Raw genomic sequence first — 20,579 nt, forward strand, 5'->3', positions numbered from 1 at the left:
TGATGACCTTGCCAGCGCCACGCCTCCAATGCCCGACGGAACAGCTCGACATGTTCTGCGCGCTGCCTGGCGACATGGCGCCGCGCGACAGCCAGGACCTGATGGCCTACCCCTTCTTCTCGCTGGCCAAGTCCCGGCGCACCAAGCCCATCGACTTTCGCAGCGGCAACGTCGCCATCCGAGTGGAAGGCACGCAGGAACACGGCATCGCCACCATCTGGGACGCCGACATCCTCATCTGGGCCGCCAGCCAGATCGTGGAAGCGCGCGACGCCGGCATCACCACCTCGCGGCTGATGCGTGCCCGGCCCTACGAAATCCTGCGCTTCATCGGGCGCGGGGTCTCGCTGCGCGACTACCAGCGCCTCAAGGCAGCGCTCGATCGCCTGCAGTCCACCACCGTGGCCACGTCCATTCGCGAGACCACCGGCCGACGCCTGCACCGGTTTTCGTGGATCAACGAGTGGAAGGAACTGGCCGACGCTCGCGGCACCCCGCTGGGCATCGAGCTGATCCTTCCGGACTGGTTCTACGCGGGCGTGTTGGACGCTGCCCTGGTGCTGACCATCGACCCGGCCTACTTCAACCTCACCGGTGGCATCGAGCGCTGGCTCTACCGCCTGGTACGCAAGCATGGCGGCCACCAGACCGGCGGCTGGCAGTTCGACTTCAAACACCTGCACCGCAAATCGGGCAGCACGGCGAAGCCGCACGACTTCGCCTGCGATCTACGCGCCCTGGTGGCGCGGCAGTCCATGCCCGGCTACCGCCTGGGCATCGTGCGCATGCCGGGCACGGGTGCCGAGGTGTTGACGTTCCGGCCGGTGCCGCCCACGGCACGGGGATAAGCGGTTCATGGCCTGTGGACGGGCTCGTGCCATCGGGCGTGCCAAGCGTCGTGCCATCAGGCGTGTGTCCATCGTGCCATCAGGCGTGCCGATCGGCCGTCAGCCCAACGGCGGCGCGGCTTTGCACCGGCCGTAACTGCCCTAACCAGATTCATCTAACTGGTGGTGGGAGCGCGCCGTTTCAGTGGACAAGTGACGACCGGCACGCCGCTGCCACCACGCTACGAGCAGACGGGGCGACGCGATGATCCTGGCCCTGCTCAACCAGAAAGGCGGCGTGGGCAAGACCACGCTGGCCACCCACATCGCGGGCGAGCTCGCGCTGCGGGGCCAGCAGGTGGTTCTGCTTGATGCCGACCCGCAGGGCTCGGCACTGGACTGGACCCAGCGCCGCAGCCAGCAGGGCCTGCCCCGGCTTTTCAGCGCCGTCGGCCTGGCCCGCGAAACCCTGCACCAGGAAGCGCCTGAACTCGCCCGGCGGGTCGATCACGTCGTCATCGACGGCCCGCCACGCATTGCGGCGCTGGCGCGCTCCGCGCTGCTGGCTTCCGACCGTGTGGTCATCCCGGTGCAGCCCAGCCCCTACGACCTGTGGGCCAGCGCCGAGATGGTGGCGCTGATCCGCGAAGCCCAAGTCTTCCGCCCGGCGCTGCGTGCAGCCTTTGTCATCAACCGACGCGTCAGCACCACCGTCATCGGCCGCGAAGCCCGCCAGGCGCTGGCCGAGCAGCCGCTGCCCGCGCTGCGCTCGGAGGTGCACCAGCGCATCGTGTTCGCCGACAGCGTGGCCGCCGGCCGGCTGGCCTGCGAAACTGCACCCGACAGCGCGGCCGCACGCGAGGTGACCGCCCTGGTCGATGAACTGCTGCGGTGGCCGTCATGACGGCAGAACACCCGTCGCGTGGCAAACGCATCGCCATCGGCGCACGCCCACCCGCCAACCCGCAGGCCGATGCCTGGGTGCGCCAGGGTGATGGCGAGGCGCTGCAGAAAGGCGATCTGTTCACCGCCCGCCTGACGCTGGATGTGACGCCCGCCATGCGCGCACGCATCAAGGTCTCGGCGTTCACCCAGGGCACCACCGTGGCCGAGTTGCTGCGCGCCTTGCTGGATCGCGAATTCCCGCAATCCCGTTCGGAGACATCCCCATGAACATGCACATCACGCCCGATGGCACGGCTGCGCACGGCGCAGCACGTTCGTCGCTGCCGCAGCCCCTTGCGCTGCAGCACAAACCAGCCGATACCCCACCACCGACCCGCGTCTCGCTGGCCTACGTCCACCAGCGGTTCAACCTCTACCTGCGCTTTGGGCAGCCCGAGCGCACCTTGCAACTTGACCACTGGCGTCGCTGCGCGATCTTCAATCCGTCTGCTATCTTCTGCCGCGTGCGCTGGCAGGCGAACGACCACGGCACGACGCTGTGGCAGTTGATGGTGCTGCAGGCCGGCACCCCGCTGGACGCCTTACAGCGCTTGCCCGGCGTGCGACCGGGAGCACGCGTGTTGCTGCACGTAGAAGGCGAACTGAAGGTGCGCGCCGTGCTTCAGCAGATCGATGCCATCGAGGCTCAAGACATCGACGCCTCCACCGTCACCGCCGCGTACTGGGGCACGCTGGGAAACCGCCTTGCGGCCTGGACTACTGGGCCGTCAGTCGCTCCGCTGCAACTGCCTGCATACAGCGCCGAACGTCACGCTGCAGCATTGACCACGGGGGACTTGCAATGAGCAGCTCTCGTGCTTCCATCCTTGCGCTCGGCAGCGCGGCGGCCATCGCATTGGCAGCACTTGCCTGTGCTTCGTTCGCCAAGCCTTCGCCACGCTTGGTCTACAACCCGTCAGACAGCGTGCCGGTTGGCTGGTACAGCATCAAGCCGCTGGAGCAGGACCCCACTCAGCAACCAACTGAGCTGCAAGTCGGAAGCATCGTGCTCGTCCACTTGCCTGCCGAAGCCGCAGCACTGGCTGCGCAGCGCGGATACTTGCCGCCGCGCGTGCCGTTGCTCAAGCGCGTGGGCGCCGTGGCGCCACAACGCGCGTGCATCACCGGCCAGGTTGTGCGCATTGACGGGCACACCGCGGCCACCGCATTGAGCGTTGACCGCATGGGCCGCCCGCTGCAAGGCTGGCCGCTATGCCGCCGCCTGCAGGCTGGCGAGGTCTTCCTGCTCAGCGTGACAAATCCGGCGTCGTTCGACAGCCGCTACTTCGGGCCGGTGCGCGCCGTCGATGTGATCGGCATTGCGCAGCCGCTGTGGCTGCTGGAGCAGCCATGACGGCCGCAAGACGACAGTCGCCGTCGCCGCCGATGCATCGCCTCACCGTGCCCGTCGGCCCTGTGGACGGCGCAGGCACACGGGGAAAGATGCAGGGCAAGATAAAAGGTCGCGGCACTCAGCCGCTTGAAAACCCTGTCTGCACGTGGGGGTGGCGCGGCACGCGCCAAGGGGCAGCGGCGTGCTGCGAGAGTGCGCAACGCTGCATCGGCATTGGCGAAGGTGCGTGCTTCGCTCGCTTGGCTGCGCCGGTCTTGGATGGAATCGCCCGATGAGCCGCAGCAATGAAGACCACTTTCGGATCCGTCCCGGCACGCCGAAACAGCGTGGCGACGCTTTCATCAACAAGGTGCTGCGCCAGACCAACAAGGCGGGTGCCAAGCTCGGCAAGACGGTCGACAAAGTCGGACTGCGACCCGGCTCCCGGCTGGGGCGCGGCCACGTCGCGGCCCGTTTCGCCGGAGCCTCGCTCACGCCCAACGCCCGCCGCGTGACGATCAAGGCGCGCCTGGTCCATATGGCCAAGGCCGGGCCGCGCTCAGCCGCTACGCACCTGCGCTACATCGAACGCGAAGGGGTCGATCGCCAAGGCGGGCCGGGCCACGCCTATGGTCCGACCACTGGCGTGGCGGACACCGCCGCTTTCGAGGAGCGCGGACGCGAAGATCGCCACCAATTCCGCTTCATCGTCTCACCGGAAGACGCCGAACAGCTCGATGACCTGCGCACCTATACCCGGCACCTGATGGCGCGGATGGAGGCCGACCTTGGCACGCGGCTGGACTGGGTTGCGGTGGATCACTGGAACACCGACAACCCGCACACGCACGTCGTCCTGCGCGGCAAGGACGACACCGGCAAAGACCTCATCATTTCCCGCGATTACATCGCCGTGGGAATGCGCCACCGGGCCGCCGAACTGGCAACCGGATGGCTGGGGCCGCTCACCGAGCTGGAGATCCAACACGCCATGCAGCGCGAAGTCGACCAGGAGCGGTGGACAGGGTTGGACCGCACCTTGCAGCGTGAGGTCAAGGACGGTCTGGTGCCGCCGGATGCGCTGGCCGCACCCCGGCTGCAACGCCAGCGGCAGATGCTGATCGGTCGTCTGCAGCGCTTGCAACGCCTTGGCCTGGCGACCGAGCAACAGCTCGGCACGTGGGCCATCCACGCCGATGCCGAACCGACTCTGCGAGCCATGGGCGAGCGCGGCGACATCATCCGCACGATGCAACGCGTCATGAGCGGCAAGCAGCGAGAGTTGGCCGTGTTCCAGTCTGGCGCGGATGGCCACACCATCGTAGGCCGCGTCGTAGCTAAAGGGCTGGCAGACGAGCTGCACGACAAGGGCTATCTGGTCATCGACGGGACCGACGGCAAGGCGCACTACGTCGCTCTGCCACCGCGGTCGGAACTGGAGCAATACCCCACAGGCGCCGTGGTGGAGGTGAAAGGTTCTCCCGACGTGCGCGCGGCTGACCGGAACATCGCCGCGCTGTCGGTGAACGGCATCTATCGCACCGATCATCACCTGGCGCTCGCCCAAGGTCAGGCCACGCCCAATCGCGACCCGCGCGAGGTGGTGGCCGCGCATGCGCGCCGGCTCGAAGCTCTGCGCCGTGCCGGCATCGCGGAGCGCGAGGCCGAAGGCGTTTGGCGCATACCCAGCGACCTGACCGAACAAGGCCGCCAATACGATGTCCAGCGCCTGGGCGGTGGCGTTGCTGTGGAACTGAAGGCACACCTGCCCATCGAAAGGCAGACCCGCGTGATCGGCGCGACCTGGCTGGATCAGCAGTTGATCAGCGGTGGCAAGGGGCTGGGAGATGTGGGCTTTGGCGGGGAGGTCAAGGACGCGCTGCAGCAACGGGTTGATTTTCTGGCCGAACAGGGGCTGGCTGAGCGGCGCGGGCAGCATGTGGTTTTGGCTCGCAGTCTTTTGGCGACGCTGCGCGGACGCGAGCTAAAAAGGACTGCGCAGGACGTCACAGCAGAAACCAGCCTGGAATATCGTCCAATTGCCGACGGTCAGCGTGTGGTGGGCATCTATCGCCGCAGCTTCATGCTCGCCAGCGGGCGCTACGCTATGCTGGATGACGGCATAGGGTTCAGCCTGGTGCCCTGGAACCCAACCATTGAGCAGCGGGTGGGAAAGAACATTTCGGCCGTTGTGCGTGGAGGATGCGTGGTGTTGGACAGCAGAAAACAAATAGGGTTGCCTATTGGATAGGTTGCTTGCAGCCAATGCGCGGTCAAATCTCCTCGGTTGCATTCATCAACAGCAGGTCAGTTAACCCCAGCGGTCAGCCTGTAGTTCAGAACTGTCCGGTTTCCCCGGGGGAACTTCACCGAGGCTGCGCCGGCTCCTGGGTCGTGTGAGCCAGGCGTAGAACCCGCCACGCGAGACACCGAGCGCCTCGCACATCAGATTGACCGGCCAGGCCCCTCGGTGTTTCGCCACGAAGCCGAACTTCACATCGACTCCTTCGCGAAGTAGGCCGCGGCTCTTTCAGGATGTCGCGCTCCATCTTGAGCTTGGCCACTTCCTTGCGCAGCCGCGCTATCTCGGCGTCCTGGACCTTCTGTTTGCCGTTACCAGGAAACGCCTCCTGGGGCTCCTCTGGTCGATAGCAATTTTGGACAACAACTTTATTCAATTCATTCAATACGCCATGCACCTACGTTTCGAAAATGGGAAGAGCTTCATCCAACCGCCCACAAGGAGACATCATGAGTATTTCACCCCCGGCCGATTTCTTGCGCAAGCTCTACCAGTCCTGGTCAGAGCGCATGGCGGCAAACCCTGCACTGACCATCGACGACCTGCGAAGTCTGTTTGACGAGTGGCACCAGCCCACCATGGAGCCCGAGGGGGTCACCTACAAGTCAGAGGTGGTGGCCGGTATTGAGGCCATCTGGGCGCTGCCCGTAGGCGCCGATACTTCCAAAGTGATTCTCTATACCCATGGCGGGGGCTTCGCGGTCGGATCGGCAGCCAGCCATCGCAAGCTCGCCGGGCACCTGGCCAAACACCTGGGCGTCACGGCTGTGGTCATCGACTACCGTCGCGCTCCCGAGCATCCGTTCCCCGCCCAAATCGAAGATGCAACGGCTGTCTACCGAGACCTGCTTTCCAGGGGGTACAAGGCGCAGGACATCACCACCAGTGGTGACTCCGCGGGCGGCAATCTGGCCATCGCGACGGTGCTGAAATTGCGTGATGATGGTGTTCCATTGCCAGGTTCGGTCATCGCGTTCTCGCCCTGGCTGGACATGGAACATGTGGGCATGACGCTGGAGACCAATGCGGCCACTGATGCCCTGGTTGGAAAGGGCATTCTGGAGGCCATGTCTGGCATGTTCCTCGGCGAGCAGGGGTCGCGAACGGATCCTTTGGCCAATCCGCTCAAGGCGAACTACAAGGGCTTTCCGCGCCTGTATGTCAACGCCGGTTCCAACGAGACGCTGCTTGATAACGCCACCGGCCTAGCCAGCATCGCCAAGGACGCAGGGGTCCAGGTGACGCTCTCTGTGGTCGACGGCATGCAGCACGTTTTCCCCTTCCTGGCCGGCCGTGCCGTGGAGGCGGACGAGGAACTGCGTCGCATCGCGAAGTGGTTCAAGGGCAGTTGACGCTCGCTCATTTCCTTGCCTGAGCCGTATCGGCTCAGGTTTTCCTTTCTTTCAGTTCATTCAACGGGAGCCAAAGTGCCCTCGCAGGGCGGAGCTTTGGCGCCATCAAAGAGACAAGTCATGAAAAACACAACCCATTTCGACGCAATCATCATTGGCGCGGGCTTCGGCGGCATGTACATGCTCAAGAAGTTGCGCGATGAACAGGGCTTGAAGGTCCGCGTCTTCGACAAGGCTGGCGGCGTGGGCGGCACCTGGTACTGGAACCGCTACCCGGGTGCGCTTTCCGACACCGAGAGCTTTGTGTACTGCTACTCGTGGGACAAAGCGCTGCTGCAGGATATGCACATCACCACACGCTATCTGACCCAGCCACAGATTCTTTCCTATCTGGAACATGTGGCGGATCGGTACCAGCTTCGGCCCGACATCCAACTCAATACCGGCATTACGGCTGCGCACTTCAATGAATCGTCCAATACGTGGGAGGTGATGACCGATACGGGCGAAACCCACACTGCCAAATTCATCGTGACGGCGCTCGGTTTGCTGTCCGCCACCAACATCCCCAACATCAAAGGCAGAGACAGCTTTCAGGGCGAGTGGTACCACACCGGCAACTGGCCTGAGGGCGTTCAATTCGAAGGCAAGCGCGTGGGCGTGATCGGCACCGGCTCCACTGGCACCCAGGTCATCACCGCGATCGCACCGAATGTCGCGCACCTGACTGTCTTCCAACGCTCACCCCAATACAGCGTCCCGGTCGGCAATGGCCCAGTGACAGCGGACTACGTGGCGAATGTGAAGAAGAACTACGACGAAATCTGGGAACAGGTGAAGAGTTCCGTCGTCGCTTTCGGGTTCAAGGAAAGCACCGTCCCTGCAATGAGTGTGTCCGAAGAGGAGCGCAAAGCCGTGTTCCAGAAGGCTTGGGAGAACGGTGGTGGCTTTCGCTTCATGTTCGAGACCTTCTGCGACATCGCCACCGACGAGCAGGCGAACCTGGCGGCGCAGAACTTCATCCGCAGCAAGATCGCCGAAATCGTCAAGGATCCGGAAGTTGCTCGCAAGCTCATGCCGAAGGACTTGTACGCCAAGCGCCCGCTGTGCGATAGCGGCTACTACGCGACCTACAACCGGCCGAACGTCAAGCTGCTTGACGTCAAGGCCAACCCGATCGCCGAGATCACCCCCAAGGGCGTGCGCACATCGGATGGCGTGGAGCATGAACTCGACATGCTGATCTTTGCCACAGGTTTCGACGCGGTGGACGGCAACTACACCAAGATCGACATCCGTGGGCGCAACGGACTGAGCATCAAGGACCACTGGAAAACCGGTCCCACCAGCTACCTGGGCATGACAAATGCGAACTATCCCAACATGTTCATGGTGCTCGGCCCCAACGGTCCCTTCACGAACCTGCCGCCGTCAATCGAGACCCAGGTCGAGTGGATCAGCGAACTGATCAGTGAGGTCAATGCGAAGGATCTGAGCACGGTGGAACCCACCAAAGCAGCCGAAGCCAGCTGGACCAAGACCTGTCAAGACATTGCTGGCATGACCCTGTTTCCCAAAGCCGAGTCTTGGATCTTTGGCGCCAATATTCCTGGCAAGAGCAACACGGTCTATTTCTACATGGCCGGTCTTGGTGCCTACCGACAACAACTCTCCGCAGTCAAGAGCGAGGGCTATCAGGGCTTCCTGTTTCAGTAATACCCGCAAGCACAAAACAAACGAAAGAGACCACATGAAACGCGTAAAAGACAAAGTGATTCTCGTGACTGGTGGCGCCATGGGTATGGGGCAGTCGCACAGCGAACTGCTCGCATCGCAAGGCGCCTGGGTGTTTGTTGCTGATGTGAATCAGACGCAGGGTCAAAGCGCCGTGGACGGCATCCGCAAGAGCGGTGGCAAGGCCGACTTCCTGAAGCTGGACGTTACCCAGGAAGCCGACTGGAGCGCCGCTATGAACCAGATCGTTGAACGCGCAGGGCGCTTGGATGTGCTGGTCAACAACGCGGGCATCCTGATTCTGAAGCCTGTGCAGGACACGAGCAACCAGGAATGGGACCGCATCTTCGATGTCAATGTGCGCAGCGTTTTCATCGGAACCCGTGCGGCCATCCCCGTGATGCAGAAGCAGGGTGGCGGAACGATCGTCAATGTCTCGTCCATTTACGGATTGGTTGGTGCCCCGGGCGCGAGTGCCTATGAGGCATCGAAGGGAGCGGTGCGCCTGTTCACCAAGTCCTGCGCGGTGGATCTCGCCCCCTTCAACATTCGTGTGAACTCGGTCCATCCAGGTGTCATCGAGACACAGATGACAAAAGCACTTTTGGATGATCCAGCGGTGCGCCCGCTCCTGCTGGGTCCAACGCTGCTCAAGCGGCCAGCGCAGCCTATCGAAGTGTCGCAAGCGGTTCTGTTCCTCTCATCCGATGAATCGTCCTTCGTGCATGGTGCGGAACTCGTGGTCGATGGTGGTTACACCGCCAACTGATCCGTGCATGGGTCAATGCCTTCAAGAAGGCATTGACCCAGCGTCTTACCCATCACCAGGAACATCCGATGCGCTGCTATTGCGTAACACACCACGGCCAGCCACTTGAACTGCTTGAACGACCCGATCCACAACCGCGTGGGACTGAAGTTCTGCTGCGGGTTAAGGCGGCCGGACTTTGCCACACCGATCTTCACCTTTGGGAGGGCTACTACGACCTTGGGGGCGGCCGCCGACTCCAGCTTTCGGATCGGGGCATCAAGCCCCCTCTCACGCTGAGTCACGAAATTTGTGGGGAGGTGGTGTCAGCGGGTGCCGACGCGGGCCTTGTGCCAACGGGGACAACAGTGCTCGTGCATCCATGGATCGGGTGCGGCGAGTGCCCCACCTGCCTTCGGGGCGAAGAACATTTGTGTTTGAAATCCCAGTCGCTGGGCGTGGTACGCCCTGGGGGCTTCGCTGAATACGTGCTGGTTCCACACCCGCGCTATCTGGTGGATCTCAATGGGCTGGATCCGATCAGCGCAGCACCTCTTGCCTGTGCGGGCGTGACGACCTACAGCGCATTGAAGAAGTTGGGCGATCGCCTGCAGCAGGACCCAGTGGTCATCATCGGTGCTGGCGGGCTGGGGCTGATGGCACTCGAAGTCCTGAAGGTACTGGGAGGTAAGGGTGCCATCGTGGTCGATATCGATCCAGTCAAACGAGAGGCGGCCGTGGCGGCCGGGGCCATGGTGGCCATCGATGGCCAGGCCGACGATGCGGTCAAGCAGATCGTCAAAGCCACCGGCGGCGGTGCCCGGTCGGTGCTGGACCTGGTCGGGGCGGCGTCGACAGCTACCTTGGCCATCAATGCTTCTGCACGCGATGGGCACATCGTGATGTGCGGGTTGATGGGCGGAGAAATCAACCTTTCATTGCCTTTGATCGCGATGCGCCCGTTGACGTTGCAGGGCAGCTATGTGGGCACGCTTTCGGAGCTGAAGGAGCTGGTCCAGCTCTTCAAGGGCAAGACCGTGCGCGCCATTCCCATTGTGAGCCGGCCATTGAGCGAGGCCAATGCAGCGATGGAAGACCTTCTGCATGGTCGTGTGGTTGGCCGCACGATTCTCGTTCCCTGACCCGATACCTGACCCATGTACCCACACATTACCCAATATATCGATGGCGAGTTCATACAAGGCGATGGTCGCCGCGAAACGGATGTGCTGAACCCTGCCACCAATCTACCGATCGGCAAACTGCCGCATGCAACATCGGCTGATTTGGAACGCGCCTTGTCGAGTGCCCAGCGGGCGTTTGAATCCTGGAGAAACAGTTCGCCCATGCTGCGCAGTCAGATCCTGCGCAAGGTAGGCGAACTGGCCCGCGAGCGTGCTCAGGTGATCGGACGCAACATCACGCTGGATCAAGGCAAGCCTTTGGCCGAGGCGGTGGGCGAGGTGACCGTCTGCTCTGAACACGCCGACTGGCATGCCGAAGAGTGCCGCCGCATCTACGGTCGGGTCATCCCGGCCCGTTCCAGCCAGGTGCAGCAAACGGTCTTGCGCGAGCCAATTGGCGTGTGCGTCGCATTTTCACCCTGGAACTTCCCCTTCAACCAGGCTATCCGCAAGGTGGCTGCGGCGATAGGCGCCGGCTGCTCGGTGATCGTCAAGGGTTCCAGCGACACTCCAAGCGCCGTGGTGGCCATCGCCCAGTTGTTTCACGATGCCGGTTTGCCTCCTGGTGTGCTGAGCGTGGTCTGGGGCGACTCGGGGATGATCTCCGATCACTTGATCCGGTCGCCCATCGTGCGCAAGATCTCCTTCACGGGCTCGACCCCTGTCGGTCAGCAACTGGCCGCTTTGGCTGGCTCGCTAATGAAGCGCTGCACGATGGAACTGGGCGGGCACGCGCCAGTCATCGTGTGCGATGACGCAGATATCGACACCGCCGTCGATCAGCTGGTGGGCTACAAGTTTCGGAACGCCGGTCAAGTCTGTGTATCGCCAACGCGCTTCTTCGTGCAGGACGGGATACACGACTACTTTGTTGACCGTTTTGTCGCCAAGGCGCAGGCCATCAAGGTGGGCGACGGACTGGAGGCGGGGACCCGAATGGGGCCGTTGGCCCAGCGCCGCCGTATCGCGGCGATGGAGGGCTTCGTTGACGACGCGCGTCAGCGCGGTGCCAACATCCGTACTGGTGGTCATGCGGTGCTAGGCGCGGGCAACTTTTTTGCCCCTACCGTCATCACGGACCTGCCCGAAGACGCCCGCTTCTTGAACGAAGAACCGTTCGGTCCCGTGGCAGGGATCGTGCGCTTCACGAACCTGGAGGATGCGTTGCAGCGTGCCAACCGACTGCCTTTTGGCTTGGCTTCCTATGCCTTCACAAGGTCAGCCAAAAACGCGCATGCCATCTCTCGTGGACTGGAGGCCGGCATGGTGTCAATCAACCACATCGGGCTGGCGCTGGCCGAAACCCCCTTTGGTGGCCTCAAGGAGAGCGGCTATGGCAGCGAAGGGGGCATTGAAACCTTCGACGGCTACCTGACCACCAAGTTCATATCCCAGCTCAACTGACGTTCTCGATGCCAGAAGCTGCTCAATCCAGCTTCTTGATTCGTCGGATTCGTGAACAAACAAGGAGGAACACCATCATCTGATGAGTCCAAATCTTTGCCCATGACTGTGCCAAACGCTCTTGGTCCAATGTGTCCTAGAGCCAGTAACTCGAAAAAGTTTCCAGGAGACAAGATGAATATTCAGTGCTTCCTCAGCTCGGCTGGGCTGCGTTCTGCGTTTGCGACGGTTCTTGCTGCGTCCGTTATGACCTCGGTCTATGCGATCGACACCGATCCAGGTGATTGGACTGCTCCGCCACCGGGCACCAACCTGTTTCTGCTCTACGCGCAGCACGCCAACAGGAGTGTTCTTTACACCAATGGGCAACAAACCCCCAACGCAGAGCTTGGCTCGGACGTGGCCATCCTTCGTTATGTTCGCCCTGTTGAGGTCTCAGGCTTTGTTGTTGCTCCACAGGTACTGCTGCCTTGGGCACGTTTGCGCACGGGTGGCGTGGTTGCAGGGCTCGGCAATGCATCGGGTGCTGGTGATCTGATCTTGGCCAGCCCGATCTGGTTCGCCAAGGCAGACGCGGCGTCGCGGAACTCTTTCTCGTTTGCCCCCTATCTGGTCCTCCCAACCGGTGACTACGACACAGGTCAGACACTCAACATTGGAGAGAACCGATGGAAAGCCATTTTCCAGTTCGGTGGCACGTATCAATTGAGCCAACAGCTTGATGCGGAGGGAGCTGTCGACGCAACCCTGTTTGGGAAGAACAAGAAATTTGGTGCCTCCGGAGCGGACACGCTTCAACAAAAAGCCCTCTACCAACTGCAGGGTTCTCTGAACTGGCACCAAAGCCCAGGCACCTTGTTGGCGGCAGGTCTGTCGCACACCTTTGGTGGTATTCAGAGAGTGAACGGTGTGTCCCTGGAAAACGAGATCACCACCACGAAAGTGACACTGACAGCATCAACTTTTGTGAGCCCTTCGTTGCAAGTACTGGTGTCTGTCGGTCGCGATCTGAAGGTCGGCAACGGGTTCAAAGAGTCCAGTCGACTGAACGTGAGGTTGCTCAAAGTATTTTGACTTGGTAGTGCTTGCCCTAACAAACAATCATCGATTTTTGCAGTGTCGACGGTTGGGTGTGAGCGCCGCAAGCCGATAGGCATTGACTGTCTTAGCCGTTGGAATATTCGGCACTGACTGCACAGCATGGGTAAACCCTAGGGGCGGTCTCGCCGGGAAACGGTAATTTGGCCAGTTGGTGAACGTGGAGCACCGGTGTATGAACTCATTGATCACGCCCGACGAAGTGCCGCGCTGGATCCCCGGCCGGCTCACTCTGGATAGCTCACCTCTTGGGTGGGAAGAAACCATTTTGAAGGGTTATCGCTACGACAGCCTCGACGTTGAGATACCCACAATGCGTGATTACATGATCGTCGTGTATCGGAGTGGGGTGGCAGAGATGAGCCGGCGAAGCGGGGGGCCCTGGCAGTCCGCGAGGGTCGAACCAGGCGTTGTTTCCGTTTTGACCCGTGCCGAACAATCACAGTGGCGTTGGGACAAAGGGATCAATGTGTCTCATCTCTACCTTTCCCAAAGCGCTGTCGCTCGTGTCGCAGGCGAGGTTTTCGACAAAGACGTGAGGGATGTGGAGATGCAGGACATGGTTCGATCCGAAGATCCAGTTCTGCCGGCTTTAGTCTCCCTGTTTGAGAACGAACTGAAATGCGGATTGGTTGGCGGTCAGATTTATGTAGACGCTCTTAAGGCTCAGCTATGCATTCATATGCTGCGCCAATATGCAAAAGTCGTTTTTCGGGATTACCGCAACTATGGTCGGCTGTCTCGTGCCCAATGTCGACTGGTGGTTCAGTACATAGAAGAACACCTTGATAAGAACATTTCGCTGCAGGATCTGGCCAGCCTTTCCCAATTGAGCGTCTTCGCCTTCATGCGAAAGTTTCGGGCTGATTTCCAGTGTGCACCGCACGCCTACGTACTGGCCCAGCGTGTCAAGCGAGCACAACAACAACTTGCGCGCCCTGACATTCCGCTCAAGGTGGTTGCCGCAAACTGCGGATTTTCTGATCAGAGCCACATGACCCGCGTTTTTCGACGCATGCTGAATGTGACACCTGCCGAATACCGGCGGTCTTCGTCCACCTCATGACAATCCAGGCCCCTGCATCACCGCCAGCGTGAAGCTTTCTCGATGACGAAATCGATGAAAGTTCGCACCGCCTGGGTCTGGTAGCGCCCTGGCATGCGCAGCAAAAACAGCCGGGTTCCGAAGATGCTCAGGCGCCAGTTGTTCAGCGCGGTCACAACACGGCCGGTGTTCACGTCTTCCTGAACCACATAGCTCGGCACCAGACCAACCCCCAGCCCCGACAGGATGGCCTCTCGCAGAAACTGGAAGTTCTCGGAAGCCAGCGTCGGGCTCAGTGTGACTTCCTGACGCACCTGATCCTTGTAGGCCGAAAGCCTGAGTTCCCGTCCAACCACCGACGAGGTGATCAGCGGCATGCGCCGCAGGTCTTCCAGATCATCCGGCAGACCGTGTATGCGGGTGAACACGTCCGAGGCACACGCCACGTATCGCACCTGCGCCAGTTCTCTGGCCACAAGTGCTTCCGGTGGCTCGGACATCACCCGAATCGCCACATCCACCTCGTCGCGCAGCAGGTCGTCCACCCGGTTCTCGAACAGCAACTCCAGACTGATGTCGGGGTATTGGCGCTTGAATTCCAGCAGCCAGCCGGTCATGACCAGTTGCCCGAAGCCGGTGGGCACGCTGACCCGCACGGCGCCGTGCAGGCCGCGACCCAGGGAGTCTATGGCTTCCCTGGCGGCGGTCAGTTCGTCTCGGATGGCGCGTCCGTGGCGGTAGAGCGTTTGACCGATCTCCGTCGGTTCGATGCGCCGGGTGGTGCGCCGCACCAGCTGCGCGCCCACCGATTTCTCCAGCTGCTGCAGGTGGTAGCTCACGTTGGCGCGGCTGACTTTGAGTTTGCGCGCCGCGCTGCTCAGGTTGCCGGCATCGAGGATGTCCACCAGCAGCACCAGTCCGGTCAGGTCCATGGATCAACTGTCAAACGAATTTTGACACAGTGTTAAACATCGATCGGATTGTCAAGTCAATGTGCGATCAACACAATCCCCCAACCCCAAACAGCCCTGATCCCAGGGCCCTCTTCGGAAATTCAAATCACATGGCACTCGACACGGAAACCTTCTCCCTGCTCAAGGACAGCGTGCAACGCTTCATTCGCGAGCGTCTGGTCCCCTCTGAAAACAGCGTGGAAGAGCACGACGACGTTCCCTCGGACATCGTGGATGACATGAAAGAGCTGGGCCTGTTTGGCCTGTCGATCCCGGAAGAGTTCGGCGGTATCGGCCTGTCGATGGCGCAAGAGTGCGAGGTGGCCTTCGAGCTGGGGCAGACCGCGCTGGCGTTCCGCTCGGTGGTGGGCACCAACATCGGCATCGGGTCGCAGGGCATCCTGATGGACGGGACGGCCGAGCAGAAAGCCGAGTACCTGCCTCGTATCGCCAGTGGCGAGCTGATCATTTCGTTCGCGCTGACCGAGCCCAACGCCGGTTCGGACGCCGCAGCCCTGCAGACCCGTGGCGTGCGCGACGGTGACGACTACCTGCTCAGCGGCAGCAAGCGCTACATCACCAACGCACCGCGCGCCGGCGCCTTCACGCTGATGGCGCGCACCGACGGCCCGGGGGCCGGCGGCATCTCGGCCTTTATCGTGCCCTCGGACCTGCCCGGCATCACCCTGGGCAAGCCGGACAAGAAGATGGGCCAGCGCGGCACCAAGACCTGCGATGTCAACCTGGACAACGTGCGGGTGCCGGCGTCCCACATCATCGGCGGCGTACCCGGCAAGGGCTTCAAGACGGCCATGAAGGTGCTGGACCGCGGACGGCTGCACGTCTCGGCCCTGGCTTGCGGCATGGCCCAGCGCATCCTGAACGAGTCTGTCGCCTATGCCCAGGAGCGCAAACAGTTCGGGCAACGCATCGGTGACTTTCAGCTGGTGCAGGCCATGCTGGCCGACAGCCAGGCCGAGCTGCTGGCGGGTTGGTCCATGGTGCAGGCGGTGGCGCAGCGCTACGACGCCAAGCCCTTTAGTGTGACCGATCCGGCGGTGAGCATGCAGGCCTCGTGCACCAAGCTCTTCACGACAGAGATGGTGGGCCGCGTGGCCGACCGTGGTGTGCAGATCCATGGCGGCGCGGGCTACATCAACGAATACAAGGTTGAGCGCTTCTACCGCGACGTTCGCCTGCTGCGACTGTATGAGGGCACGACCCAGATCCAGCAGCTCATCATTGGCAAGCAGCTGATGCGTCAAGACTGATCCGAGACCGCCATTTCGCATTCCAAACACCGGAGACACACCATGTCCAGACCACACGATCCCAGCATCAATCGTCGCCAGATCCTGACCCTGACAGCCATGACTCTGGCAGTGCCCACTTGGGCACAAACGGGTTATCCGAGCAAACCGATCACCATGCTGGTGCCTTTCCCGGCTGGTGGAACCACCGACATTCTGGGGCGTCTAGTCGGCCGCCATCTGGCCACCCGCCTCGGAGGCACCGTGGTGGTCGAAAACAAGCCAGGCGCTGGTGGCGCCGTGGGATCCGCCCTGGTAGCGAAGGCTGCGGGGGACGGTCACGCCCTGCTGATGGGAACCATTGGGACCCATGCCATCAACCAGTATCTCTACAAAAAGCTGGCCTACGATCCGTTCAAGGACTTTGCCCCAATCAGTCTGGTCGCCATGGTCCCGAACGTGCTGGTGGTCAATGCATCCTCACCAATCAAGACGGTGAAGGATCTGATCGCTGCCGCCAAAGCCGAACCTGGAAAGCTGAGCTATGCATCGGCCGGCAATGGAACCTCGATACACCTGTGCGGGGCGCTGTTCGAGCAGATGGCGCAGGTTTCCATGGCGCACGTACCCTATCGGGGGAGTGCCCCAGCCATCACGGATCTGCTGGGAGGTCAGACCACCTGCATGTTCGACAACCTGCCGTCGGCTATGCCGCACATCAGATCCGGCGCATTGCGTGCTGTAGCGGTAACGACAGTCCGGCGTTCCGCTGCGCTGCCCGATGTGCCCACCATCGCAGAGGCCGGTGTGGCGGGCTATGACGCCAGTTCGTGGTTTGGAATCTGGGCACCCGCGTCGACGTCCGCAAGCCTGGTCAGCCGTCTGAATGAGGAAATCAGACAGATCCTGGCCCAGCCCGATGTCAGGCAGACATTGAAGGAGCAGGGGGCAGAAGCCGCACCCGATAGTCCGTCGCAGTTCGCAGCCTTCATCCAGGCAGAGGCTGCCAAGTGGGCGAAGGTGGTTAAAACGGCCAACGTGCAACTGGACTGAAGACATGGGAGCCCTCAGCCACATTCGGGTGCTGGACCTGACGCGGGTCCTGGCAGGCCCCTGGTGCACGCAGACGTTGGCCGACCTAGGTGCCGACGTGATCAAGATCGAACGTCCTGGCCAGGGCGACGACACACGGCAATGGGGGCCGCCCTATGCGCGCGATGCGCATGGGCAGGACACCACCGAGGCCGCGTACTATCTGGCGGTGAACCGCAACAAGCGGTCCGTCACGCTCGACATCGCCACCGCCGAGGGCCAGGACCTGGTCCGCCGCCTGATGGCCCAATGCGATGTGCTGGTCGAGAACTTCAAGGTGGGCGACATGCAGCGTTACGGGCTCGACCACGAAAGCCTGCGCCGCGAGCACCCCGGTCTCATCTACTGCTCCATCACCGGCTTCGGCCAGACCGGTCCGTACGCGCCGCGCGCCGGCTACGACTTCATCGTGCAGGGCATGGGCGGCTTCATGAGCGTCACCGGGGAGCGCGACGGCCAGCCCGGCGCGTCGCCCCAGAAGGCCGGTGTCGCGATCGCAGACCTGTTCACCGGGGCGCACGCCACCATCGCCATCCTGGCGGCGTTGAACCACAAGGAGCGCACCGGCGAAGGCCAGCACCTGGACATCTGCCTGCTGGACACCCAGGTGGCCATGATGGCCAACATGGCCACAAACTACCTGGCCACGGGAAAGCCGCCCACGCGCTGGGGCAACGCGCACCCCAACATCGTTCCCTACCAAGTGTTCAAGGTGGCCGATGGCTGGGTCATCGTCGCCTGTGGCAACGATAGCCAGTTCCGCAAACTGACCCAGGTCGCAGGGCAGCCGGAACTGGCCGACGACCCCCGTTTCGCCACCAACCCCGCCCGGGTGCGGCACCGCGACCAGCTGGTGCCCTTGCTGGAGGTGCTGATGCAGCAGCGCCCTCGCGACGAGTGGATCCGTCTGCTGGAAGCGGTGGGCGTGCCCTGTGGACCCATCAACGACATGGCCGACGTGTTCCGCGACCCGCAGGTGCTGGCCCGCGACATGCGCCAGGAACTGCCCCATCCCACCGCCGGGCAGGTCAGCGTGCCGGGCAGCGCACTCAAGCTCTCGGCCACGCCCGTGACCTACCGCAGCGCGCCGCCGCTGCTGGGCGAACACACGCAGGAAGTGCTGCAGTCGCTCGCTGCCCTGTCGGTGGACGAGCTGGACGCCTTGAAGAACCGACAGATCATCTGAACCCGTGAACCATCCCATGAGCCAGCCCTTACCGACAGCGCTTCGCGTCGAACGCATCGAACTCAATGCCCCTCCCGTCAACAGCCTGGGTATCGCGCTGCGAAGGCACATCGTCGACGCGGTGCGCGCCGCCGAGGCAGATCCCGAAGTCGCGGCGATCGTGCTCATCGGCAACGACAAAGCCTTCTCGGCTGGTGCCGACGTTTCCGAGTTCGGCACGCCGCTGCAGTTTGAAACACCCATGCTGCGCGATGTCATCGCCACCCTGGAAGGCTGCTCGAAGCCGGTGGTGGCCGCCATCTCGGGTGTCGCCCTGGGTGGTGGGCTGGAGCTGGCCCTGGGCTGCCATGCCCGCGTGGCCCTGGCATCGGCCCGCCTGGGCACGCCGGAAATCCAGCTGGGCCTGATCCCCGGTTCGGGGGCGACCCAGAAGCTGCCGCGGCTGATGGGGCCCGAGAAAGCCCTGGCGATGATGCTCTCGGGCCAGCCCCAGGCGGCCGCCGACCTCTCGGCCTCCGGCCTGCTGGACCAAGTGGTGTCGCAAGATCTGTGGGCAGCGGCCTCCGCACTGGCCCTGGCGCTGGCACAGGACGGCAAGGTCCTGCCTCGGGCACGGGACCGCAGCGTCGATGCCGCGGCCTGCCAGGCCGCGGTCGATCAGGCGTCCGCCCGCTTCAACCCGCGCCAGCGCGCCCAGCCTTCCTACCAGGCCCTGCTGGACGCGGTGCAGGCCAGCGCGCTGCCGTTCGACGCCGGCATGCAGCGCGAGCGCGAACTGTTCCTCTCGCTGATGCAGAGCGGCGAAGCCGCCGCCTTGCGCTACCAGTTCCGGGTCCAGCGCGAATCGGCCAAACTGCCAGCCCACCTTTCGGCCGAGCCCCGTGCGTTGGAGCGCGTGGCCGTCATCGGCGCCGGCACCATGGGCTCGGGCATCGCCATCGCCGCGCTGGAAGCCGGCTTGCAGGTCTGCCTGCTGGAGCAGTCGGGCGATGCGCTGGCGCGCGGTTCGGCGCGCATCGCCGAGCACTTCGCCTCGCGCGTGAAGGCCGGCAAGGTGGACTCGGCCAAAGCCGAGCGCCTGCTGGGCTGCCTGACGGCGACGCTGGAGTGGTCGGCGCTGCAGGCAACCGATGTGGTGATCGAGGCGGTTTTTGAAGACCTGGCGGTCAAGCAGTCGGTGTTCCGTCAGATCGACCAGCACGCCCGGCCGGGTGCGGTGCTGGCCACCAACACCTCGTACCTCGACATTGATGCGATTGCCTCGGCCACTGCCCGGGCCCAGGACGTGGTGGGCTTGCACTTTTTCAGTCCGGCCAACGTCATGAAGTTGCTGGAGGTGGTGCAAGGCCGCGACAGCGCGCCCGACGTCATCGCCACCGGCATGGCCCTGGGGCGCCAGCTCAAGAAGACGCCCATCCTCTGTGGCAACGCCTTCGGTTTCATTGGCAACCGCATCTACAACGCCTACCGCAAGCAGTGCGAGTTCATGCTGGAAGACGGGGCCTGGCCGGAAGAGGTGGACTGGGCCCTGACCGACTTCGGCTTCGCCATGGGGCCGTTCGCCGTGGCCGATCTCTCGGGCCTGGACATCGCCTGGCGCATGCGGCAGGCCGGCGCCGCCACCCGCGACCCGAGGGAGCGTTATGTGCACATCCTCGACCGCCTGTGCGAGATGGGCCGCATGGGGCGCAAGACCCAGGCGGGCTACTACACCTACACCGACGGCAAGGCTAGCCCCGCCACCGATGAGGTGGTGCGTGGCGTCATCGCGCAGGCCTCGGCCGCGCGCAGCATCGAGCGCTCGCCTCTGTCGGCCGAGACGATCCAGCGCCGAGCCCTGCTGGCCATGGTGAACGAAGCCGCGCTGTTGTTCAGCGAAGGGGTGGCGCACCGCGCGGGCGACATCGACGTCGTCCTGGTAAACGGCTACGGCTTCCCGTCATGGGTGGGCGGCCCCGTTTACTGGGCCCGCACCCAGCCACGGGACCGGCTGGAGCAGGAACTGGATCGCCTCGTCGCGGCCAACGGCTATGGCGCGGTGCGCGCCACGCCGGCCATGCTGGACCTACTGCTCGGCTGAGCGCAGCCCTTTTGCTTCCTTCTTTTTCCCCTTCACTTGATGCCTG

At 62.9% G+C, this 20,579-nt stretch carries 18 protein-coding genes and 1 pseudogene; 17 read left to right on the forward strand and 2 right to left on the reverse strand.

Annotated features, from left to right (window positions below; genetic code table 11):
• The first annotated feature begins 2 nt into the window (after positions 1-2).
• The 6 genes from A8M77_RS06750 (at position 3) to A8M77_RS06785 (ending at position 5,356) form a co-directional block, all read left to right on the forward strand.
• Complete coding sequence (locus A8M77_RS06750; protein ID WP_086920782.1) at positions 3-848, forward strand: replication initiator protein A; 846 nt, start codon at positions 3-5, stop codon at positions 846-848.
• Positions 849-1,092: 244 nt separating this feature from the next.
• Entirely contained in the window at positions 1,093-1,731 is a 639-nt protein-coding gene (gene parA, locus A8M77_RS06760; protein ID WP_086920783.1) for a ParA family partition ATPase, read from the forward strand.
• Positions 1,728-2,000, forward strand: coding sequence for a chromosome partitioning protein ParB (locus A8M77_RS06765; RefSeq protein ID WP_086920852.1), 273 nt, complete (start codon positions 1,728-1,730; stop codon positions 1,998-2,000). Before parA ends, A8M77_RS06765 begins: the two co-directional genes overlap by 4 nt.
• Entirely contained in the window at positions 1,997-2,578 is a 582-nt protein-coding gene (locus A8M77_RS06770; RefSeq protein ID WP_238136742.1) for a DUF2840 domain-containing protein, read from the forward strand. Before A8M77_RS06765 ends, A8M77_RS06770 begins: the two co-directional genes overlap by 4 nt.
• The gene (locus A8M77_RS06775) at positions 2,575-3,126 is read left to right on the forward strand and encodes a S26 family signal peptidase (RefSeq protein ID WP_086920784.1); all 552 of its coding nucleotides are present in this window, start codon (positions 2,575-2,577) and stop codon (positions 3,124-3,126) included. The genes A8M77_RS06770 and A8M77_RS06775 overlap by 4 nt, the downstream gene beginning before the upstream one ends.
• A gap of 271 nt (positions 3,127-3,397) precedes the next feature.
• On the forward strand, positions 3,398-5,356 hold the full coding sequence (locus tag A8M77_RS06785) for a relaxase/mobilization nuclease and DUF3363 domain-containing protein (protein WP_086920786.1): 1,959 nt from the start codon (positions 3,398-3,400) through the stop codon (positions 5,354-5,356).
• A 120-nt stretch (positions 5,357-5,476) separates the two neighbouring features.
• Here the strand turns inward: A8M77_RS06785 and A8M77_RS06790 are convergent.
• Positions 5,477-5,732: pseudogene (locus A8M77_RS06790) on the reverse strand (IS3 family transposase); the annotation flags it as partial.
• A 124-nt stretch (positions 5,733-5,856) separates the two neighbouring features.
• Here A8M77_RS06790 and A8M77_RS06795 point away from each other — a divergent pair.
• The 7 genes from A8M77_RS06795 to A8M77_RS06825 all read left to right on the forward strand — a co-directional run bounded on the left by A8M77_RS06795 (position 5,857) and on the right by A8M77_RS06825 (position 13,993).
• Complete coding sequence (locus tag A8M77_RS06795; RefSeq protein WP_086920787.1) at positions 5,857-6,759, forward strand: alpha/beta hydrolase; 903 nt, start codon at positions 5,857-5,859, stop codon at positions 6,757-6,759.
• A gap of 120 nt (positions 6,760-6,879) precedes the next feature.
• Positions 6,880-8,475, forward strand: coding sequence for a flavin-containing monooxygenase (locus A8M77_RS06800; RefSeq protein ID WP_086920788.1), 1,596 nt, complete (start codon positions 6,880-6,882; stop codon positions 8,473-8,475).
• A 34-nt stretch (positions 8,476-8,509) separates the two neighbouring features.
• Positions 8,510-9,262, forward strand: a complete 753-nt coding sequence (locus A8M77_RS06805) for a glucose 1-dehydrogenase (protein ID WP_086920789.1) — start codon at positions 8,510-8,512, stop codon at positions 9,260-9,262.
• Positions 9,263-9,330: 68 nt separating this feature from the next.
• On the forward strand, positions 9,331-10,383 hold the full coding sequence (locus A8M77_RS06810) for an alcohol dehydrogenase (protein ID WP_086920790.1): 1,053 nt from the start codon (positions 9,331-9,333) through the stop codon (positions 10,381-10,383).
• A 15-nt stretch (positions 10,384-10,398) separates the two neighbouring features.
• A complete protein-coding gene (locus A8M77_RS06815; RefSeq protein ID WP_086920791.1) occupies positions 10,399-11,829 on the forward strand; it encodes an NAD-dependent succinate-semialdehyde dehydrogenase in 1,431 nt (476 codons plus the stop codon).
• 174 nt (positions 11,830-12,003) lie between these two features.
• The gene (locus tag A8M77_RS06820; RefSeq protein WP_158100892.1) at positions 12,004-12,903 is read left to right on the forward strand and encodes a transporter; all 900 of its coding nucleotides are present in this window, start codon (positions 12,004-12,006) and stop codon (positions 12,901-12,903) included.
• 199 nt (positions 12,904-13,102) lie between these two features.
• On the forward strand, positions 13,103-13,993 hold the full coding sequence (locus A8M77_RS06825; protein ID WP_086920793.1) for a helix-turn-helix domain-containing protein: 891 nt from the start codon (positions 13,103-13,105) through the stop codon (positions 13,991-13,993).
• A gap of 17 nt (positions 13,994-14,010) precedes the next feature.
• Here the strand turns inward: A8M77_RS06825 and A8M77_RS06830 are convergent, their stop codons facing one another.
• Entirely contained in the window at positions 14,011-14,904 is an 894-nt protein-coding gene (locus tag A8M77_RS06830; protein WP_086920794.1) for a LysR family transcriptional regulator, read from the reverse strand.
• A gap of 131 nt (positions 14,905-15,035) precedes the next feature.
• Here A8M77_RS06830 and A8M77_RS06835 point away from each other — a divergent pair, with 131 nt between their 5' ends.
• Genes A8M77_RS06835 through A8M77_RS06850 form a run of 4 tightly spaced genes read left to right on the forward strand, consistent with a single transcriptional unit; the run spans position 15,036 to position 20,533 of the window.
• Positions 15,036-16,196, forward strand: coding sequence for an acyl-CoA dehydrogenase family protein (locus tag A8M77_RS06835; RefSeq protein WP_086920795.1), 1,161 nt, complete (start codon positions 15,036-15,038; stop codon positions 16,194-16,196).
• A 42-nt stretch (positions 16,197-16,238) separates the two neighbouring features.
• A complete protein-coding gene (locus A8M77_RS06840; RefSeq protein WP_086920796.1) occupies positions 16,239-17,228 on the forward strand; it encodes a Bug family tripartite tricarboxylate transporter substrate binding protein in 990 nt (329 codons plus the stop codon).
• A 4-nt stretch (positions 17,229-17,232) separates the two neighbouring features.
• Entirely contained in the window at positions 17,233-18,453 is a 1,221-nt protein-coding gene (locus A8M77_RS06845) for a CaiB/BaiF CoA transferase family protein (RefSeq protein WP_086920797.1), read from the forward strand.
• Between the two features lie 16 nt (positions 18,454-18,469).
• The gene (locus A8M77_RS06850) at positions 18,470-20,533 is read left to right on the forward strand and encodes a 3-hydroxyacyl-CoA dehydrogenase NAD-binding domain-containing protein (protein WP_086920798.1); all 2,064 of its coding nucleotides are present in this window, start codon (positions 18,470-18,472) and stop codon (positions 20,531-20,533) included.
• The last annotated feature ends 46 nt before the right edge of the window (positions 20,534-20,579 follow it).

Origin of the sequence: Variovorax sp. JS1663, assembly GCF_002157355.1 — a bacterium.
Taxonomy (GTDB): Bacteria; Pseudomonadota; Gammaproteobacteria; order Burkholderiales; family Burkholderiaceae_C; genus Variovorax.

Excerpts from the sequence above, each read along its gene's own strand:
- A8M77_RS06785 (WP_086920786.1), top strand. The coding sequence starts at position 3,398 with ATGAGCCGCAGCAATGAAGACCACTTTCGGATCCGTCCCGGCACGCCG.
- A8M77_RS06830 (WP_086920794.1), bottom strand. The coding sequence starts at position 14,904 with ATGGACCTGACCGGACTGGTGCTGCTGGTGGACATCCTCGATGCCGGC.
- A8M77_RS06845 (WP_086920797.1), top strand. The coding sequence starts at position 17,233 with ATGGGAGCCCTCAGCCACATTCGGGTGCTGGACCTGACGCGGGTCCTG.
- A8M77_RS06805 (WP_086920789.1), top strand. The coding sequence starts at position 8,510 with ATGAAACGCGTAAAAGACAAAGTGATTCTCGTGACTGGTGGCGCCATG.
- A8M77_RS06750 (WP_086920782.1), top strand. The coding sequence starts at position 3 with ATGACCTTGCCAGCGCCACGCCTCCAATGCCCGACGGAACAGCTCGAC.
- A8M77_RS06765 (WP_086920852.1), top strand. The coding sequence starts at position 1,728 with ATGACGGCAGAACACCCGTCGCGTGGCAAACGCATCGCCATCGGCGCA.
- A8M77_RS06815 (WP_086920791.1), top strand. The coding sequence starts at position 10,399 with ATGTACCCACACATTACCCAATATATCGATGGCGAGTTCATACAAGGC.
- A8M77_RS06770 (WP_238136742.1), top strand. The coding sequence starts at position 1,997 with ATGAACATGCACATCACGCCCGATGGCACGGCTGCGCACGGCGCAGCA.
- A8M77_RS06835 (WP_086920795.1), top strand. The coding sequence starts at position 15,036 with ATGGCACTCGACACGGAAACCTTCTCCCTGCTCAAGGACAGCGTGCAA.
- A8M77_RS06825 (WP_086920793.1), top strand. The coding sequence starts at position 13,103 with ATGAACTCATTGATCACGCCCGACGAAGTGCCGCGCTGGATCCCCGGC.
- A8M77_RS06840 (WP_086920796.1), top strand. The coding sequence starts at position 16,239 with ATGTCCAGACCACACGATCCCAGCATCAATCGTCGCCAGATCCTGACC.
- A8M77_RS06800 (WP_086920788.1), top strand. The coding sequence starts at position 6,880 with ATGAAAAACACAACCCATTTCGACGCAATCATCATTGGCGCGGGCTTC.
- A8M77_RS06820 (WP_158100892.1), top strand. The coding sequence starts at position 12,004 with ATGAATATTCAGTGCTTCCTCAGCTCGGCTGGGCTGCGTTCTGCGTTT.
- A8M77_RS06810 (WP_086920790.1), top strand. The coding sequence starts at position 9,331 with ATGCGCTGCTATTGCGTAACACACCACGGCCAGCCACTTGAACTGCTT.
- A8M77_RS06775 (WP_086920784.1), top strand. The coding sequence starts at position 2,575 with ATGAGCAGCTCTCGTGCTTCCATCCTTGCGCTCGGCAGCGCGGCGGCC.
- A8M77_RS06795 (WP_086920787.1), top strand. The coding sequence starts at position 5,857 with ATGAGTATTTCACCCCCGGCCGATTTCTTGCGCAAGCTCTACCAGTCC.
- A8M77_RS06850 (WP_086920798.1), top strand. The coding sequence starts at position 18,470 with ATGAGCCAGCCCTTACCGACAGCGCTTCGCGTCGAACGCATCGAACTC.
- parA (WP_086920783.1), top strand. The coding sequence starts at position 1,093 with ATGATCCTGGCCCTGCTCAACCAGAAAGGCGGCGTGGGCAAGACCACG.